This is a genomic window from Providencia sp. PROV_01 (assembly GCF_053098325.1).
This window is the reverse complement of record NZ_JBRFKD010000002.1, coordinates 3,723,104-3,739,911: the sequence shown is the minus strand read 5'-3', so window position 1 is coordinate 3,739,911 and position 16,808 is coordinate 3,723,104. Positions and strand designations below refer to the sequence as shown.

General features: G+C 38.2%; 18 protein-coding genes. 11 read left to right on the top strand and 7 right to left on the bottom strand.

Features of this window, described 5'->3' with window-relative positions:
• Position 1: 1 nt before the first annotated feature.
• The 3 genes from accA (at position 2) to tilS (ending at position 3,360) form a co-directional block, all read left to right on the top strand.
• Positions 2-961, top strand: coding sequence for an acetyl-CoA carboxylase carboxyl transferase subunit alpha (accA, locus tag ACU696_RS18180; RefSeq protein WP_004908798.1), 960 nt, complete (start codon positions 2-4; stop codon positions 959-961).
• Positions 962-1,106: 145 nt separating this feature from the next.
• Complete coding sequence (locus tag ACU696_RS18175; protein WP_042851536.1) at positions 1,107-1,994, top strand: DMT family transporter; 888 nt, start codon at positions 1,107-1,109, stop codon at positions 1,992-1,994.
• Between the two features lie 13 nt (positions 1,995-2,007).
• On the top strand, positions 2,008-3,360 hold the full coding sequence (gene tilS, locus ACU696_RS18170) for a tRNA lysidine(34) synthetase TilS (RefSeq protein ID WP_109911810.1): 1,353 nt from the start codon (positions 2,008-2,010) through the stop codon (positions 3,358-3,360).
• Positions 3,361-3,423: 63 nt separating this feature from the next.
• On the opposite strand, the gene rof is transcribed toward tilS, so the two are convergent.
• On the bottom strand, positions 3,424-3,687 hold the full coding sequence (rof, locus tag ACU696_RS18165; RefSeq protein WP_004908806.1) for a Rho-binding antiterminator: 264 nt from the start codon (positions 3,685-3,687) through the stop codon (positions 3,424-3,426).
• A 271-nt stretch (positions 3,688-3,958) separates the two neighbouring features.
• Between rof and ACU696_RS18160 the strand changes: the two genes are divergently transcribed.
• From ACU696_RS18160 to chbG, 7 genes are all read left to right on the top strand, one after another.
• On the top strand, positions 3,959-4,615 hold the full coding sequence (locus ACU696_RS18160) for a copper resistance protein NlpE N-terminal domain-containing protein (RefSeq protein ID WP_209101909.1): 657 nt from the start codon (positions 3,959-3,961) through the stop codon (positions 4,613-4,615).
• Positions 4,616-4,986: 371 nt separating this feature from the next.
• Positions 4,987-5,307, top strand: coding sequence for a PTS sugar transporter subunit IIB (locus tag ACU696_RS18155; protein ID WP_004908810.1), 321 nt, complete (start codon positions 4,987-4,989; stop codon positions 5,305-5,307).
• Between the two features lie 115 nt (positions 5,308-5,422).
• The gene (gene chbC / locus ACU696_RS18150) at positions 5,423-6,781 is read left to right on the top strand and encodes a PTS N,N'-diacetylchitobiose transporter subunit IIC (protein WP_036957985.1); all 1,359 of its coding nucleotides are present in this window, start codon (positions 5,423-5,425) and stop codon (positions 6,779-6,781) included.
• A 44-nt stretch (positions 6,782-6,825) separates the two neighbouring features.
• Entirely contained in the window at positions 6,826-7,173 is a 348-nt protein-coding gene (gene chbA / locus ACU696_RS18145; protein ID WP_004908815.1) for a PTS N,N'-diacetylchitobiose transporter subunit IIA, read from the top strand.
• 10 nt (positions 7,174-7,183) lie between these two features.
• A complete protein-coding gene (chbR, locus tag ACU696_RS18140) occupies positions 7,184-8,050 on the top strand; it encodes a transcriptional regulator ChbR (RefSeq protein WP_109911813.1) in 867 nt (288 codons plus the stop codon).
• A 108-nt stretch (positions 8,051-8,158) separates the two neighbouring features.
• Positions 8,159-9,511 (top strand): 6-phospho-beta-glucosidase, encoded by a 1,353-nt coding sequence (locus ACU696_RS18135; protein ID WP_109911821.1) that lies wholly within the window; start codon positions 8,159-8,161, stop codon positions 9,509-9,511.
• A gap of 35 nt (positions 9,512-9,546) precedes the next feature.
• Positions 9,547-10,296, top strand: a complete 750-nt coding sequence (gene chbG / locus ACU696_RS18130) for a chitin disaccharide deacetylase (protein WP_196723988.1) — start codon at positions 9,547-9,549, stop codon at positions 10,294-10,296.
• A 62-nt stretch (positions 10,297-10,358) separates the two neighbouring features.
• Here chbG and proS read toward each other — a convergent pair whose 3' ends face one another.
• From proS to metN, 6 genes are all read right to left on the bottom strand, one after another.
• Entirely contained in the window at positions 10,359-12,077 is a 1,719-nt protein-coding gene (gene proS, locus ACU696_RS18125) for a proline--tRNA ligase (protein WP_004908825.1), read from the bottom strand.
• Between the two features lie 99 nt (positions 12,078-12,176).
• Complete coding sequence (gene tsaA / locus ACU696_RS18120) at positions 12,177-12,896, bottom strand: tRNA (N6-threonylcarbamoyladenosine(37)-N6)-methyltransferase TrmO (protein WP_447343208.1); 720 nt, start codon at positions 12,894-12,896, stop codon at positions 12,177-12,179.
• A 7-nt stretch (positions 12,897-12,903) separates the two neighbouring features.
• Entirely contained in the window at positions 12,904-13,305 is a 402-nt protein-coding gene (gene rcsF, locus ACU696_RS18115) for an Rcs stress response system protein RcsF (protein ID WP_004908829.1), read from the bottom strand.
• 122 nt (positions 13,306-13,427) lie between these two features.
• Positions 13,428-14,249 carry a MetQ/NlpA family lipoprotein gene (locus ACU696_RS18110; protein ID WP_004257378.1) on the bottom strand — a complete coding sequence of 274 codons (822 nt, stop codon included), beginning with the start codon at positions 14,247-14,249 and terminating at the stop codon, positions 13,428-13,430.
• Positions 14,250-14,308: 59 nt separating this feature from the next.
• Entirely contained in the window at positions 14,309-14,962 is a 654-nt protein-coding gene (metI, locus tag ACU696_RS18105) for a methionine ABC transporter permease MetI (RefSeq protein WP_004257375.1), read from the bottom strand.
• Entirely contained in the window at positions 14,955-15,986 is a 1,032-nt protein-coding gene (gene metN, locus ACU696_RS18100; protein ID WP_004915275.1) for a methionine ABC transporter ATP-binding protein MetN, read from the bottom strand. The genes metI and metN overlap by 8 nt, the downstream gene beginning before the upstream one ends.
• A gap of 168 nt (positions 15,987-16,154) precedes the next feature.
• Between metN and gmhB the strand changes: the two genes are divergently transcribed.
• Entirely contained in the window at positions 16,155-16,721 is a 567-nt protein-coding gene (gene gmhB / locus ACU696_RS18095) for a D-glycero-beta-D-manno-heptose 1,7-bisphosphate 7-phosphatase (protein ID WP_004915273.1), read from the top strand.
• Positions 16,722-16,808: the final 87 nt, after the last annotated feature.

Genomic DNA, 16,808 nt, shown 5'->3' with positions numbered 1-16,808 from the left:
TATGAGTCTGGATTTTCTTGATTTTGAACAGCCAATCGCGGAATTAGAGGCGAAAATTGATTCTCTAACAGCGGTTAGCCGTCAAGATAACAACTTAGAAGTTAACCTAGATGAAGAGGTTGCTCGTTTACGTGAAAAAAGTGTTGAACTGACACGTAAAATTTTCTCTGATCTAGGGGCTTGGCAAATAGCTAAACTCGCTCGTCACCCACGTCGTCCATATACATTGGATTATATTTCTCGCATTTTTACTGATTTCCAAGAATTAGCAGGGGATCGCGCTTATGCAGATGATAAAGCCATTGTCGGTGGAATGGCGCGTTTGGATGGTCGTCCAGTCATGATTATTGGGCATCAGAAAGGGCGTGAGACAAAAGAAAAAATCCGTCGTAATTTTGGTATGCCAGCCCCAGAAGGTTACCGTAAGGCACTGCGTTTGATGGAACTGGCTGAGCGTTTTAACTTACCTATTATCACCTTTATTGATACTCCAGGTGCTTATCCGGGAGTTGGTGCTGAAGAGCGTGGTCAGTCAGAGGCTATCGCACGTAATTTACGTGAAATGTCACGTTTATCTGTCCCAGTCATTTGTACCGTTATTGGTGAAGGTGGCTCTGGTGGTGCACTTGCTATCGGTGTGGGTGATAAAGTCAATATGCTGCAATACAGCACTTATTCTGTTATTTCACCAGAAGGCTGTGCATCTATTCTATGGAAAAGTGCAGATAAAGCACCATTAGCAGCAGAAGCAATGGGGATTACCGCCCCACGTCTTAAAGAACTGAAATTAATTGATAATGTTATTCCTGAGCCATTAGGCGGTGCACATCGTAATTATGATGAAATTGCAGAACAGCTAAAAGCACGCCTAACCGAGGACTTAGACGAATTAGAATTATTAGATGCTGAAGCATTGAAAAACCGTCGCTATCAGCGCCTGATGGACTATGGTTATTGTTAATCATTAACAGCTAATCATTAATAAATACGGGAGTTTGCTTTTGCCAGCTCCCGTTTTTATTTTTAAGCTAGTCATTTTTAATGATAACCGAGTGTTTTGATTTAAATTATTCATCTACTGAAAATAACTATAGATAGGGACTAGGGTGCGACAATATAATTATTTGCTATATGCTTTTACTTGCGTGTTGATATGGAGCTTTATTCCTATTGTCTCTCGTTTTGGGCAAGAAGGCATGGACAGCTTTCAATTCCTGTTCTGGTCGAACGTAATATCTGCGATATCTGTGATTATTGTTGCTCTTGCTTCAGGCTATCGACTGACAAAACTGTTTATTTTGCCAAGAGATATATTAGTCAAAGTCTTTGTTCTTGGCTTTCTTGACTGTTTATTCTATTTGTTGCTGTACTACGGATATTCCATTGAGAATGGTATAGCGGTATTGGTCATTCAATATAGTTGGCCATTAGTTATTATCTTGTTATCAGTAGTATTGCTAAAAGACAAATTAGCTGGAAGACAAATAATTGGTATCATAATCGGTTTTATTGCGGTGATTATTACTTTTACCAAAGGGCAAATTACGCAATTACATGTTGAAAACCCAACAGCGTTATTACTGGTTTTTAGTGGTGCGTTTTGCTTTGCCCTAATGTCAGTTTTCTCCCGTCAATATTCGATTGACCCCTATATTAGTACTGTATGGTTATTTATTTTTTCAACGCTGACTTCTTTTGTCTTATTGATGCTGTTTAGTGAAATGCGATTACCTTCAAAAGCGGCTTTTTGGCCAACGTTGATTAATGGTATTTTAATCAACGGGGTGTCTTACATTTTATGGTTCAAGGCGATGAATACAGGGCACTCGGCGAAAATAGCTTCTGTGGTATTTTTGTCTCCCGTATTATCGGTGCTCTGGTTAGTGTTAATCTTAAATGATGCTTTTGAAATTGCGTATGCAATAGGGGTATTACTGGTAATTATTTCTGGTGTTCTGTGTGTTGGCGCAAAGAGCCAAAGTCAGAAGTTGTGAGAAGGGCGAATAAATGTCACAGCATTCGCAAGTCATTGTTGATAGGGTTCTTAATAAAATAAGCGGTATCGAAAAAATTCTAGTGGGATTCAGTGGTGGTATTGACTCAACAGTTTTATTACATGCACTTTATCTTATTCGAAAGAAACAGCTTCCTCTATTAGAGGTTCGCGCTATTCATATTCATCATGGGTTGAATAGAAAAGCAAATGAATGGGAGCAGCATTGTGCTCAATTGTGTTTACAGTGGGACATTCCTTTCATTTGCCGACACGTAGTGGTTGATTCAAGCCAAAAAGGTATTGAAGCAGCGGCACGAGATGCCCGTTATCAGGCTTACCGAGAAGAATTACAAGAAGGTGAGGTGCTAGTTACGGCTCAACACCTTGATGATCAAGCAGAAACTTTCATGTTAGCGTTAAAGCGTGGTAGTGGGCCAGCAGGGTTGTCTTCAATGCCTGAACAATTAGCGTTTTCAGCATGTTGCGGTTCAACATCGCTGCTACGACCATTACTCTCAACACCCCGTATAGCGCTAGAAGCTTATATGCAAGAGCAGCAATTATCGTGGGTTGAAGACGATAGTAACCAAGATGATCGTTACGATAGAAATTTTTTACGCCTGAATATCATGCCTGTTTTGACTGAGCGTTGGCCGCATTTTTCGAGTGCAGTTGCCCGCAGTGCAGCGTTATGTGCAGAGCAAGAAACATTACTTGATGAGTTATTAAAGGATTCCCTTGATGAAATGATGGATTATCGAGGGGGGCTATTTATTGATGACTTGAAAGCCTGTTCATCAGCAAAACGCAATGCACTTATTCGCCGCTGGATTGGTCTGCATCAGCTACCAATGCCACCATTTAACCAATTGGAACGTATTTGGCAAGAAGTGGCGTTAGCTCGGCAGGATGCGGATCCTATTTGCCGTTTAGGGCAATTCGAAATTCGCCGTTATCAAGGTGCGTTGTGGGTTGTTAAGCGCATTAATAGCTTAGCTAATCAACAATTTGAATGGATTTATCCCGAGGCTTTTGAGTTACCTGAATCCTTAGGAATTTTACAAATTATGGAAGGTGAGGGGCAAATACGTCCACCATTTTCACATGAAAATGTGACGGTTCGTTTTGGGCTGCAAGGCACGCTCAATATTGTAGGACGGCATCGTTCCAGAAGCAGTAAGAAGATCTGGCAAGAATTAGGAGTAGCTCCATGGATGAGAGAAAGAGTGCCTCTAATTTATTATAACGACCAGCTCATTACTGCGGTGGGGTGTTTTATTACTCCTGAAGGAATGGCTGATGAAGCGACTCTTGGTATTGCTATTGATTGGCAAAAAGAGAGTGAATTTAAGGTGTTGAGTTAATGAGAAGCCCCTTATGACTGTGATTACCATAAGGGGCCATAGAAGGACTCAAAATAGCGAGTATTAGTGAGAGTGGTCGACAACAATCGTGCCGATTTCTGGATGACTGAAGGAAATTATGCAATCCAATCTTAACTCCTTGGTTCCTTCATGTGTCTCAACAATCAGGTACTCAACTTTTTTTCGTAGGAGTAAATCATTGGCCTGCCCCTCAATATTCACGCCGTCATTAAGTGCTATTTGCAATTTTAGCTGACGTTGGCATGCGATTTCTAGATATTCGTAATCATCACAATTGATAGGTTGATATTCAGTATCTGTAGACATATTCCCTCACCACTGTGTTAGTGGCGGTTATTGCCGCCTTGAACATGTTGTACCAAGCAAAAATGTGCTTAGTACGATAATAGCACAGTAACTTTAATAACTATAATCACAGCACTGGGAAAAAGACAATTCTTATTCACCAAATCAATGCATAACGTATTTTATCAGTAATGTCCGAATTTTCTTATGTTTGCCATATTTTTATTAGATGAAATGCTATGATGTTTATATTGGTTAATAAGTTAAAACACATGGTTTTAAGGGAATTATAATGAAAAAATCACTAATGTTAGTCTTAATGGCGGTTGGAAGCATTACGTTAGCTGGCTGTCAGAGTGCGACAAAAAATATTGATGCAGCACCAGTCGATAAAGTATATACAGGGGTTTTGCCTTGTGCGGATTGCTCTGGTATTGAGGCGACATTGCTAGTTAACCAAGACGGTAGTTATGTAGAACAGCTTGTCTACTTAGGAACTAAAGATGGTGATACTGCTTTCCATGATACTGGTAAATGGGATATAGAAAATAATAAATTACGTGCAACGAATCCTAAAGGTGAGAGCACTTATTTTGCCCAATCAGCAGATGGCCAATCAATGACCTTACTGGATTTAGACGGTAACCCGATTGAAACACAGATGAATTATACATTAGACCAAGTTAAGCCAAGTAAAAAAGTGGGGCAATACCGCTATATGGCAGATGCAGCGGTATTCTCAGAGTGCGCTAGTGGTCGTCAATATGCAGCTTCTGGTATCGAATTAGAAAAAGCGTATGGAGAAACGGGTGTAGATGGTGGTACGCCAGTTTACGCTGAAATTGAAGGTTATTATACCATTCGTCCTTCAATGGAAGATGGTCAGTTCGACTCAGCATTAGTACCAACAGGTACAATTAAATTCGACAAATCGACTTCTTGTAACTAATTCGTACTTTTTCCTTTCTTAAAAGACCCACTTCAGTTGAAGTGGGTCTTTTTCTTTCGGACTCCTAAATTATCGACTAACGCCTCGTATTCTCTATCTTTAATTCATTTCTTATCATTATTTGACATCAGTATAACTTTTTTATTGACGCAAAATATTTATATAAATGTGAAGGTCGTCATAGCTGCTGGTCAATAGGAGACAATTGTTGCTCAGTTTGAATTATCGAAAAGGCTGGGAAGGCAGTATACTCAATTCAACTAGAGATAATTATACTCTTTAGCGTGTAGGGCTGAGTTATATGATAAGTCTATAAGAAAACTTATAAGTCACAGCGGTAATAAAAAATAGAACGAATTAAAGGATAAGGAATGAATAAGAAAAATATTTATCTATTTTGTTCTGCAGGTATGTCTACCTCACTGCTAGTTAACAAAATGAGACAGCAAGCAGAAAAATATGATGTACCTGTCAATATTGAAGCCTTCCCTGAAAGCTTAGCTTCAGAGAAGGGTGTAGATGCGGATGTAATATTGCTGGGCCCGCAAATCGCGTGGATGTTATCGGATATTCAGAAATTATTACCTAATAAGCCAGTTGAAGTTATTGATTCACTTTTATACGGAAAAGTGGATGGGCTTGGTGTACTAAAAGTCGCTGTTGCAATCATAAAACAACAATCGGCAAGCTAGTATCAAAAAGCTATTTACTACCTCTACAACATAATAACTCCATCGACATTAACGCTATTAATACAACGTAATTAGTTAAGAATGGAGCACACTCAAAAAAATTGAGGGTAATTTTATGAGTCTTTTTATCACTTCGCTTGAAAAGGTTCTCCTTCCATTCGCAGTTAGATTGGGAAAGCAACCTCATGTTAATGCAATAAAGAATGGTTTTATTCGAATTATGCCTCTGACATTAGTTGGGGCAATGTTTGTGCTAATTAATAATGTTTTTCTGAGTTTTGATACAGGGTCTTTTTTCTATTCTTTGGGCGTTAGACTAGAACCCTCAACGATAGAAACACTAAATGGCTTTAAAGCCATCGGTGGAAATGTTTATAACGGGACATTGGGGATAATGTCCTTAATGGCACCTTTTTTTATTGCAATGGCACTGGCGGAAGAACGTAAGGTGGATCCTCTAGCGGCTGGTTTGTTAGCCGTTGCATCTTTCATGACAGTAACACCTTATGACGTCAATGGTGCTTATGCTGTTGGTGCTAACTGGCTCGGTGGGGCAAATATCATTTCAGGGATCATTCTAGGGCTAGTCGTTGCTGAAATGTTCACTTTTATTGTTCGCCGTAATTGGGTGATCAGATTACCCGATAGCGTACCTCCATCTGTATCTCGTTCATTTTCTGCACTTATTCCTGGTTTTATTATCTTATCCATTATGGGAATTGTGTCGTGGGCATTAAGCGGTATTAGTAGTAACTTCCATCAAATTATAATGGATACAGTATCAACACCACTTGCTTCTATGGGGAATGTTGTTGGTTGGGCATATGTTGTATTTACGTCTCTACTATGGTTCTTTGGTATTCACGGTTCTCTCGCATTAACCGCATTAGATAGTGGCATAATGACCCCATGGGCATTGGAAAACGTGTCTTTGTATGCTGAATATGGCTCAGTTGACGCTGCGATTGCTGCGGGTAAGTCTTTCCATATGTGGGCAAAACCGATGCTTGATTCCTATGTGTTCTTAGGTGGAACCGGTGCTACATTAGGATTAATTATTGCTATCTTTATTGCATCACGCCGTGCCGATCATCGTCAGGTTGCGAAATTAGCATTACCAGCGGGTATTTTCCAAATTAATGAGCCGATTATTTTTGGTCTACCCATTATTATGAACCCAGTAATGTTTATTCCATTTATTCTTATTCAGCCTTTATTGGCGGGAATAATGGTCGCGGCTTATTATCTAGGGATTATCCCGCCAGTGACGAATATTGCACCATGGACGATGCCTACTGGGCTAGCTGCATTCTTCAATACAAATGGTAGTATTGCCGCTTTATTACTTGCATTATTTAACCTTGGTGTGGCCGTACTCGTTTATCTTCCATTTGTTGTGATTTCTAATAAAGCACAAAACACAATTGATGAAGAAGAAAGTGAAGAAGATATTGCTAACGCACTTAAATTTTAAAATAGGGAGGAGCTTGCTCCTCTCATTAAAATAGAGATAAAAATATGTTTGAGCTTAATGATATCCAAGAAAATGCCACTACGGATGAACTTGAAGAAGTTGTCATGGGACTGATTATTAATGCAGGGCAAGCAAGAAGCTTAGCTTACACCGCATTAAAAAAAGCGAAAGAAGGTGATTTTGTGACCGCAAAAAGTTTAATGGCGCAATCTCATTCCTCGTTGAATGAAGCTCATAAAGTGCAAACTCAGTTAATTGAAAGTGATATGGGGGAAGGGCGAATCAAAGTAAGCCTAGTCCTAGTTCATGCGCAGGATCATTTAATGAACGCAATGTTAGCCCGTGAATTAATTACAGAGTTAATTGAATTACATGAAAAACTAAACCATTAGAGAGAGGGTCATGATGCAGACACTGATGAATAGAACCGACACTAATGCTGAAATTAAACTAGTTCAAGAAAGTGAACTTTTTAATAATAAAACCTTTCATGTCTTTATTTATAATAAAGTTGAGAGTGCAAGTGGACTGCATCAACATGATTATTATGAATATATGATCGTTTTAACGGGGCGTTGTTATCAAATAATTAATGGAAAAAAAGTTTTATTAGAACGAGGAGATTTCATTTTTCTTCCAATAGGGTCTTATCACGAAAGTGCTTATGATTTTGGGCCAACACGAATATTGAATGTGGGTATCAGTAAATCATTTTTTGATAAACATTACTTACCACTATTACCAAGTTGTTTTGTTGCATCACAGGGTTATCAATTGAAAAATGAGTTTATGGCTTATATAGAATCCGTAATCGCATCATTAAATTTTCGTGATAGCGAATTTAATGAATTTATTGAGTTAGTTACATTTAATGTAGTAAATCGATTACGCCATTATCGTGAAAAAAGTATGCGAGATGATGCACCGCAGTGGTTAAAAAGCACATTGGAAGAAATGCATGATATCGCTATGTTTAGTGAGAGAGCTCTACAAAATATGATTTCTATAACGGGAAAATCACAAGAATACTTAACCCGGGCAACAAAAAGATATTATGGCAAAACGCCAATGCAGATTATTAATGATATCAGAATTAACTTTGCTAAAAAGCAACTTGAAATAACTAATTATTCAATTACAGATATTGCTTTTGAATCAGGTTATAGCAGCCCAAGTTTATTTGTAAAAAAATTTAAAGAGCTAACTTCATTAACACCGAGTGATTACAGAAAAAATCTATTTAGCGTTGAACAAAAAATGGTAGGTTAAATTATTATCTAAATAAGCTTTCCATTACTAAAATCTCTAGCATACCCATCTTTATATATAAGGATGGTGTGCTTTTCTATGTCTATTATAAAGGTCCATGAGGTTAATATGACTCGGAAATTAAAAGTTGTTACTATTGGAGGGGGGAGTAGCTACACTCCTGAATTACTGGAAGGTTTTATTAAACGTTACCATGAATTACCTATTACTGAATTATGGTTAGTGGATGTCGAAGAAGGTAAAGAAAAATTAGATATTATCTATAATTTATGCGAACGCATGGTTAAGCATGCCAATATACCTCTAAAGATATTTAAAACACTGGATAGGCGAGAAGCATTAAAAGATGCTGATTTCGTCACGACTCAATTAAGAGTTGGGCAATTAAAAGCGCGTGAATTAGATGAATCGATCCCTTTAAAACATGGTTATTTGGGACAAGAAACTAATGGTGCTGGTGGTTTATTCAAAGGGTTACGAACAATACCTGTGATTTTTGACATTATCAAAGATGTTGAAGAAATTTGCCCGAATGCTTGGATAATTAATTTTACTAACCCTGCTGGTATGGTGACTGAGGCTGTTTATCGGCATACTAATTTCACACGCTTTATTGGTGTTTGTAATATCCCTATCGGTATGAAAATGTTTATTACCGACGTTTTAAAACTATCTGATAGTGATGAATTATCTATCGATTTATTTGGTTTAAACCATATGGTTTTTATCAAAGATGTTATTGTAAATGGCTCATCGAGGTTTAATGAATTATTAGAGGGTATTGCCTCTGGAACGTTAAGTGCCAATTCAGTTAAAAACATTACTGACCTTGCTTTTGACGAAGGTCTAATTCGCGGGTTAAATCTGATCCCATGTTCCTATTTATTGTACTATTTTAAACCTAAGGAAATGCTAGCGATTGAGCTGGGTGAGTATTATAAAGGCGGTGCTAGGGCACAAGTCGTGCAAAAAGTTGAACATCAACTATTTGAACTATATAAAAACCCGACATTAGATGTAAAGCCTAAAGAGCTTGAATTAAGAGGTGGGGCTTATTATTCAGATGCAGCTTGTGAAGTCATCAATGCGATATACAATGATAAGCAAACGGAGCACTATGTTAATATTCCACATCATGGACATATCGATAATATTCCTGAAGACTGGACTGTCGAAATGACATGTATATTAGGTCGTGATGGTGCGAAACCGCACCCACGGGTAAAACATTTTGATGATAAAGTACTTGGTTTAATTTATACCTTAAAAAACTTTGAGATTGCGACTAGCCAAGCTGCAGTAAATGGTCAGTTTAATGATGTTTTATTGGCGATGAATTTAAACCCATTAATTCATTCTGATAACGATGCGCGTTTAATTTCTAAGGAATTACTTATCGCCCATAAAAAATATCTACCCAACTTTGCTAAAGCAATACAACAGCTTGAGCAAGAAGGTTAATTAGCCAGATAGCTTATAGAATTAAGGGAGAGCATATGGCTGTACTACTTATTGTAAATGCTGATGATTTTGGGCTCTGTGAAGCTGTCAATTATGGTATTATTGAATCTCATCGTAATGGGATAGTTCATTCAACTAGTGCGATGATGAATATGCCAGCAATATCCCATGCAGCTAAATTAAGCCAAGAAAATCCGAACTTAGCGGTGGGCATGCATTTTGTTTTAACTGCAGGAAAGCCCTTCTCATCAATGCCTACACTCAGCCGTGATGGAATGTTGGGGAAATGGCTTTGGGATATTAATGATTTACCATTGATTGAGATTGAACAAGAGCTAAACTTGCAATATCAAAAGTTTATCGAAATTTTTGGTCAAAAACCTAGCCATATTGATAGCCATCATCATGTCCATATGATTGAAGGTATTTTTCCAATTGTAGTTGCTTTCGCCCAAGAGAAGGGAGTTGCATTACGCGTTGATCGTCAATTAGAGAAGAATTGGCCACCATTATCATATCAAGTGGTGAGTACGGACTGTTTTAGTAGCGAATTCTATGGTGATGAAATTTCAGAAACACTGTTTTTGAAGATTATTAATGAAGCTAAGGTACAAGGTAATAGATCTATTGAAGTTATGAGCCATCCTGCTTTTATTGATAATGCACTATTAAAAAGTAACTATGCATATCCACGTTTAAATGAATTGGAAGTTTTAACATCTGAAAACTTAAAATCACAAATTTTGGCACATGGCTTTAAGATTGGTTCGTACCGAGACATCTAAAGAAAAAGCCCAAATTCAAAGTAACCTAAATTTGGGCTTTATTTTCTAGCTTTTAACCTGTTTTATTTACCGAGCTTACCTTTTAGGAAGCTAACAATATTTTCTAAACCAACAAGTTCTTTATCATCACTTCGGCGTGATTTATATTCAATTTGGTTGTTGTCTAAGTTACGGTCACCAATAACGATAGTATATGGAACACCAATCAGCTCCATATCGGCAAACATCACACCAGGGCGCTCTTTACGGTCATCGAAAATCACATCAATACCGTTTGCTTTTAAGTCAGTGTAAAGTTTTTCTGCAACCTCTTTAACACGATAAGATTTGTGCATATTCATTGGTAAAATAGCCACTTGGAACGGAGCAATTGCATCCGGCCAAATAATTCCTCGGTCATCATGGCTTTGTTCAATGGCAGCGGCAACAATACGCGTTACACCAATACCATAACAACCCATGGTGACGATTTGGTTATGGCCATCTTCATTTTGGACTGATGCTTTCATTGCTTCTGAGTATTTAGTGCCTAATTGGAAAATGTGGCCAACTTCGATACCGCGTTTAATTTGTAGTACGCCTTTACCATCAGGGCTTGGGTCGCCTTCAACAACGTTACGTAAATCAAAAGCTTCTGGTAACGCTAAATCACGTTCCCAGTTGATGCCAAAATAGTGTTTGCCATCAATATTTGCGCCAGCACCAAAGTCGCTCATTACTGCAACGCTACGGTCGATAACAATCGGTAGAGGCATATTGACAGGGCCTAAAGAACCTGGGCCTGCATTCACCGCATTTCTGATTTCAGCTTCAGTAGCAAATTCTAATGGGCTAGCCACTAAAGGGTGTTTTTCTGCTTTGATTTCATTTAATTCATGGTCGCCACGAATTAATAAAGCGACTAAAGTGTGCCCTGAATCTTTTTTTGCGTGGACAATCAATGTCTTAACAGTTTTCTCAACAGGTAAATTGAATTGTTCGACAAGCTCTGCAATTGTTTTTGCATTTGGCGTATCAACAAGCCGCATTTCTTCTGTTGGAGCGCCACGAGGTGTTGTTGGTGCTAATGCTTCTGCGAATTCAATGTTAGCAGCATAATCAGATTCGGTAGAGAAAATAACGTCATCTTCACCATTTTTTGCTAATACTTGGAATTCGTGGGATGCGCTACCACCGATAGAGCCTGTATCAGCTTGAACAGCACGAAAATCAAAACCAATCCGCGTGAAAATTTTGCTGTAGGCTTCGTACATTGTATCGTAGGTTTCTTGCAATGATTCTTGGCTAGTGTGGAAAGAGTATGCATCTTTCATGATAAATTCACGTGAACGCATCACACCAAAACGTGGGCGAACTTCATCACGGAATTTGGTTTGAATTTGGAATAAATTCAATGGTAGTTGTTTGTAAGACGTAATTTCGTTACGCACTAAATCGGTGATCACTTCTTCATGGGTTGGGCCGAGAACAAACGGGCGCTCACCACGGTCAACAAAACGCAGCAATTCAGGGCCATACTGTTCCCAACGTCCACTTTCTTGCCATAAATCTGCAGGTTGGACGACGGGTAAAGATACCTCTATAGCGCCTGCATTTTCCATTTCTTCACGAACGATGGTTTCTACTTTTCGCAGAACACGCACACCAGTGGGTAACCAGTCATACAGACCAGAGGCAAGTTTACGGATCATTCCTGCACGCAGCATCAGCTGATGGCTGATAACTTCTGCATCCGCAGGGGTCTCTTTTAGAGTTGAGAGCAGATATTTGCTAGTACGCATTGTATAGGTTCCATTAGAACAACAAGTTATGGCAAACGACTTATTTGCCAAGGTATATAGTGAGCTAGTCTACCAGTGACGAAGACTTGTCAAAAGGGGTTAAGGTGATTTTTCGTATGGTTCAATAGCGAATACTTCAGTCACACCATCAATTACTCGCCAACGAATATTAAAATCTAATAAATAGACTGCATAGTCACGTATTTCAGTAGATTGTTTTTTATATGCAGGGCGAGGGTCTTGCATTAAAACTTGTGAAATAAATTGTTTAATACCCGGGTACTGACTTTGATAAGTATTTAATACAGTTTCTGTATGTGGGGTAAATATAACCGGCATATTATCTGAAGGTGTTTCTTGCGCATACCCTGCAGTTGCTGTAGGTATTGCCTCAGCGAAAGGTAAATAAGGTTTTATATCGATAACTGGGGTGCCATCAACCAAATCAAGACTACCAAGCTCAAGGATCACTTGGTTATTTTTTATTGTTATTCCATGTAATTCAACAAGTGACATACCTATTGGGTTTGGTCTAAATGTTGAACGGGTTGCGAAAACACCCATTTTATCATTGCCTCCTAGCCTTGGAGGACGCACTAGTGGCTTCCAGCCATTTTTCATCGTTTGATGAAAAATGAATAAAACCCAAACGTGGCTAAATTGATTGAGACCTCGGACTGCATTTGGCTGGTTAAATGGAGAATTTAGATGTAAGCGTCCCGCACCTCCCTGAACAAGTCCAGGTTGGCGAGGGATCGCAAACTTTTCTTTATAAGGTGATTCAATGTGCCCAATAACATTAAACTGAAAAGATTGCATAAGATACTTATTCAACAATTTTTAATGCACTGCCTTCGCAAATAGTTGCCTGGTAACAACCTGGGGAGGTCATAGTTTGGCACTGGTGTAAAAGTACTGCATCAGCCGCAATATAGGCAGCCTGTGATAACATACTGTTTTTTGCGGTATTCAAATTTGCCGGAGGGCTTTGAACACTTTCTCGACAAGATTCCCCAGAAACAACACCTAAATCTTTGAAAGGCATCCCTAATAATTCTTCTGGACTATTCATTAATTTAACGTTTGCAGTGTTTGGTTTTGTCTCACTCGGTACAGGTTTAGACAATTTCATACTAGTGAAACCTTTATTTTGCCCTGGACTCGTGTATTGGTTAATTCCACACCCGGCTAACAAAAATGTCACCAAAGTGAGCAATAACAGTCTCATAATTATACCTTTCTTATATTATTCAAAATAATGCCGTTGTTTTATAGTCTATAAATTACAAAAAATACTAGACGGCGTTAAGCCGTCTAGTATTTTAATCGTTTTTTAAATAATAAAAAAGATTACCAGCCTTTAACTGCACCACCATCGAAGACTTCGTTAGCTTTATTTGCCACTTCATCTGATTGATATGCTTGAATAAATTTCTTCACATTTTCGCTATCTTTATTATCTTCACGAGCAACAATAATATTTACGTAAGGAGAATCTTTATCTTCAACAAATAAACCATCTTTTGCTGGGGTTAATTTAGGTGTAGCACTACTCGCCCAAGTAGTATTGATGATCGCTAAGGCAATTTTTTGGTCATCTAAAGCACGAGGTAATTGAGGTGCTTCTAACTCAACAAATTTCAGGTCTTTCGGGTTTTCAACCACATCTAAAACCGTTGGCATTAAACCTGTACCATCTTTTAATTTAATTAAACCTTGTTGTTGTAATAACAGTAATGAACGGCCTAAGTTAGTTGGGTCATTTGGTAACGCAATTTGTGAACCATCTGCAAGTTCATCAACTGACTTAATCTTTTTAGAGTAAGCCGCAATTGGATAAATAAAAGTATTTCCAACAGGGACTAATTTATAGTTACGGTCTTTAATTTGCTGATCAAGATAAGGCTTGTGCTGGAATGCGTTCGCATCGATATCGCCTTTACTTAATGCTTCGTTTGGTAAGACGAAGTCATTAAATGAAACAAGCTCAACATTTAAACCGTATTTTTCTTTAGCGACTTTTTGCGCGACTTCAGCAACTTCTAATTCTTTGCCCATGATCACACCAACTTTAATGCTGTTAGCATCTTTCTCTTTTTCACCACAACCAGTGAGAACGAGTGTGCCTAATAGCGCGCCGACAACTGCGATAGATTTTAATTTAATAGACATTGGTTTACCCCTTTAAAACGGACTTTATAAGCACCTCAACGGCGCCGCTATTTTACTAACTATCGATGTGAAACTTTTTTCATTAAATACTCGCCACCAAACTGAATTAGATTTACTAAAATGACAAGTAGAACAATAACGGTATTCATCACAACAGGGTTATAGGTTTGATAACCATATTGTAGTGCGATTTGGCCTAAACCACCGGCACCAACTGCACCACCCATTGCAGAATATCCGACTAACATAATTAACGTGATAGTGGCTGCATTAATTAAACTTGGCAATGCTTCAGGGATTAAAATCTTACGAATAATCTGAAGTGGAGTTGCCCCCATTGCACGAGCTGATTCAATTAAACCACTTGGAATTTCTAATAACGCATTTTCAACCATACGAGCAATAAATGGTGCGGCCCCAATAGTTAAAGGCACGATAGCTGCTTTTAAACCAATGGTGGTACCAACAAGAAACGACGTTAATGGAATAATCCAAACTAGCAAAATAATAAACGGTACTGAACGGAAAATATTAACAACAACCGCAAGAGCACGATATAAGCCAACATTTTCCATAACTTGATCTTTGCGCGTAATATAGAGCAACACGCCTAAAGGTAAACCTAAAACAAAACCTAAAAAGCCGGAAACAAAGGTCATTGTGATAGTGTCAATTGTGCCGTTAATCAGCAGATAAATCATTCTCTCAGACATAACCCAAAACCTCTACTTTCACGTGGTGCTCTTTCAAAAATGCAATTGTGGACTCAACGCCACCATTGATGCCATGTAGCTCTGCTAGCATCACACCAAATTTCACGCCGCCAGCGTAGTCAATTTGTGAACTTAAAATATTAATATCAATATCAAACTTACGTACTGCCATTGAAATTAAAGGTGCATCAACAGACTGCCCTGTAAATTCGAGCTTAAGTAATGGAGATAGGTCTTGACCTGGTTCTGTTTTCAATCGTTCTTTATAATCATCTGGAATATCAATGACTAATGTTGACTGTATAAATGCTTGAGCGACAGGTGTTTTTGGGTGAGAGAATACTTCGCTCACTTTATCTTGCTCGATTAATTGACCTCCACTTATTACAGCAACTTGATCACAAATACGTTTTACAACATCCATTTCGTGAGTAATTAATAAGATAGTTAGTCCTAATCGGCGGTTAATATCTTTCAACAATTCTAAAATTGAACGAGTTGTCGCCGGGTCTAATGCACTTGTAGCTTCGTCACATAGCAATACTTTAGGGGAATTAGCTAATGCGCGAGCTATAGCTACACGTTGTTTTTGTCCGCCGGATAAATTCGCAGGATAAGCATCTTTCTTTTCACTTAAACCAACTAAATCTAGTAATTCATTCACACGCTCTTTAATTTTTTCTTTAGGCGTATTATCAAGCTCTAAAGGTAGAGCAACGTTATCAAAAACAGTGCGTGAAGATAACAAGTTAAAATGTTGAAAAATCATGCCAATGCCGCGACGTGCTCTCGTCAAGGTTTTTTCAGTCATCGACGTTAAATCTTGCCCATCAACAATAACTTGGCCTGAAGTTGGGCGCTCAAGCATATTTACGCAACGAATAAGCGTACTTTTACCTGCACCTGAAGCACCAATAACGCCATAGATCTGACCAGCAGGCACATGCAAGCTAATATCAGTAAGTGCTTGAATGTTACGGCTTCCTTGCTGGAAAACTTTATTAATATTTGAGAGCTTTATCATTTATAGTTTCTAACTTTATCTGAATTGTTTTTAGATAGTGTATCTAATAAGGTTGGATGTTAAGGCGTCTAGACGTCTAAGTCAATAAAGATTGTTCTATTTATTCTATTCTCCTTTTATTTCTTTTCATGAGATACTAAAAAAATACTAAATTTTAGGAGCAAACAGGTGAGTAACGGGATCCCAGCAGTCTTTTTAGATAGAGATGGAACAATTAATATCGATCATGGCTATGTGCATAAAATTGATGACTTCGAATTTATCGAAGGGTCAATTGAAGCAATGCTTGAATTAAAAAAGATGGGCTATGCATTAGTTATCGTAACCAACCAGTCAGGTATTGGTCGGGGAATTTATACAGAAGACCAGTTTATGCAACTAACAGAATGGATGGATTGGTCATTAGCAGATCGCGGTATTGACTTAGACGGTATTTATTTTTGCCCCCATCATACTGAAGCTACAGTAGAAGAATATCGCCAAGACTGTAATTGTCGTAAACCAAAACCTGGAATGCTATTAGATGCACAAGACTTTTTAAAGATAGATATGGCTTCATCCATTATGGTCGGTGACAAACTGGCTGATATGTTAGCAGGTAAAGGTGCTAACGTCGGTACGACCGTATTAGTAAAAAGTGGCGAGCCAGTCACAGATGAGGCAATTAATAATGCAGATCTTGTTATTAATAGTATTGCCGAACTGCCAGAAGCACTAAAAAGAATCAAAAAGTAGTCGTTTTGTGTGGTAAATAGGCAGTTAGAAAAAAAATGTTCGAAGCCTCGTGATGAAAATCGCGAGGCTTTTTTGTATTGATAACAT

Excerpts from the sequence above, each read along its gene's own strand:
- ACU696_RS18160 (WP_209101909.1), top strand. The coding sequence starts at position 3,959 with ATGAAAAAATCACTAATGTTAGTCTTAATGGCGGTTGGAAGCATTACG.
- ACU696_RS18155 (WP_004908810.1), top strand. The coding sequence starts at position 4,987 with ATGAATAAGAAAAATATTTATCTATTTTGTTCTGCAGGTATGTCTACC.
- tsaA (WP_447343208.1), bottom strand. The coding sequence starts at position 12,896 with ATGCAATCTTTTCAGTTTAATGTTATTGGGCACATTGAATCACCTTAT.
- ACU696_RS18110 (WP_004257378.1), bottom strand. The coding sequence starts at position 14,249 with ATGTCTATTAAATTAAAATCTATCGCAGTTGTCGGCGCGCTATTAGGC.
- ACU696_RS18135 (WP_109911821.1), top strand. The coding sequence starts at position 8,159 with ATGACTCGGAAATTAAAAGTTGTTACTATTGGAGGGGGGAGTAGCTAC.
- rof (WP_004908806.1), bottom strand. The coding sequence starts at position 3,687 with ATGTCTACAGATACTGAATATCAACCTATCAATTGTGATGATTACGAA.
- accA (WP_004908798.1), top strand. The coding sequence starts at position 2 with ATGAGTCTGGATTTTCTTGATTTTGAACAGCCAATCGCGGAATTAGAG.
- metI (WP_004257375.1), bottom strand. The coding sequence starts at position 14,962 with ATGTCTGAGAGAATGATTTATCTGCTGATTAACGGCACAATTGACACT.
- rcsF (WP_004908829.1), bottom strand. The coding sequence starts at position 13,305 with ATGAGACTGTTATTGCTCACTTTGGTGACATTTTTGTTAGCCGGGTGT.
- chbG (WP_196723988.1), top strand. The coding sequence starts at position 9,547 with ATGGCTGTACTACTTATTGTAAATGCTGATGATTTTGGGCTCTGTGAA.
- tilS (WP_109911810.1), top strand. The coding sequence starts at position 2,008 with ATGTCACAGCATTCGCAAGTCATTGTTGATAGGGTTCTTAATAAAATA.
- proS (WP_004908825.1), bottom strand. The coding sequence starts at position 12,077 with ATGCGTACTAGCAAATATCTGCTCTCAACTCTAAAAGAGACCCCTGCG.
- chbC (WP_036957985.1), top strand. The coding sequence starts at position 5,423 with ATGAGTCTTTTTATCACTTCGCTTGAAAAGGTTCTCCTTCCATTCGCA.
- chbR (WP_109911813.1), top strand. The coding sequence starts at position 7,184 with ATGATGCAGACACTGATGAATAGAACCGACACTAATGCTGAAATTAAA.
- metN (WP_004915275.1), bottom strand. The coding sequence starts at position 15,986 with ATGATAAAGCTCTCAAATATTAATAAAGTTTTCCAGCAAGGAAGCCGT.
- chbA (WP_004908815.1), top strand. The coding sequence starts at position 6,826 with ATGTTTGAGCTTAATGATATCCAAGAAAATGCCACTACGGATGAACTT.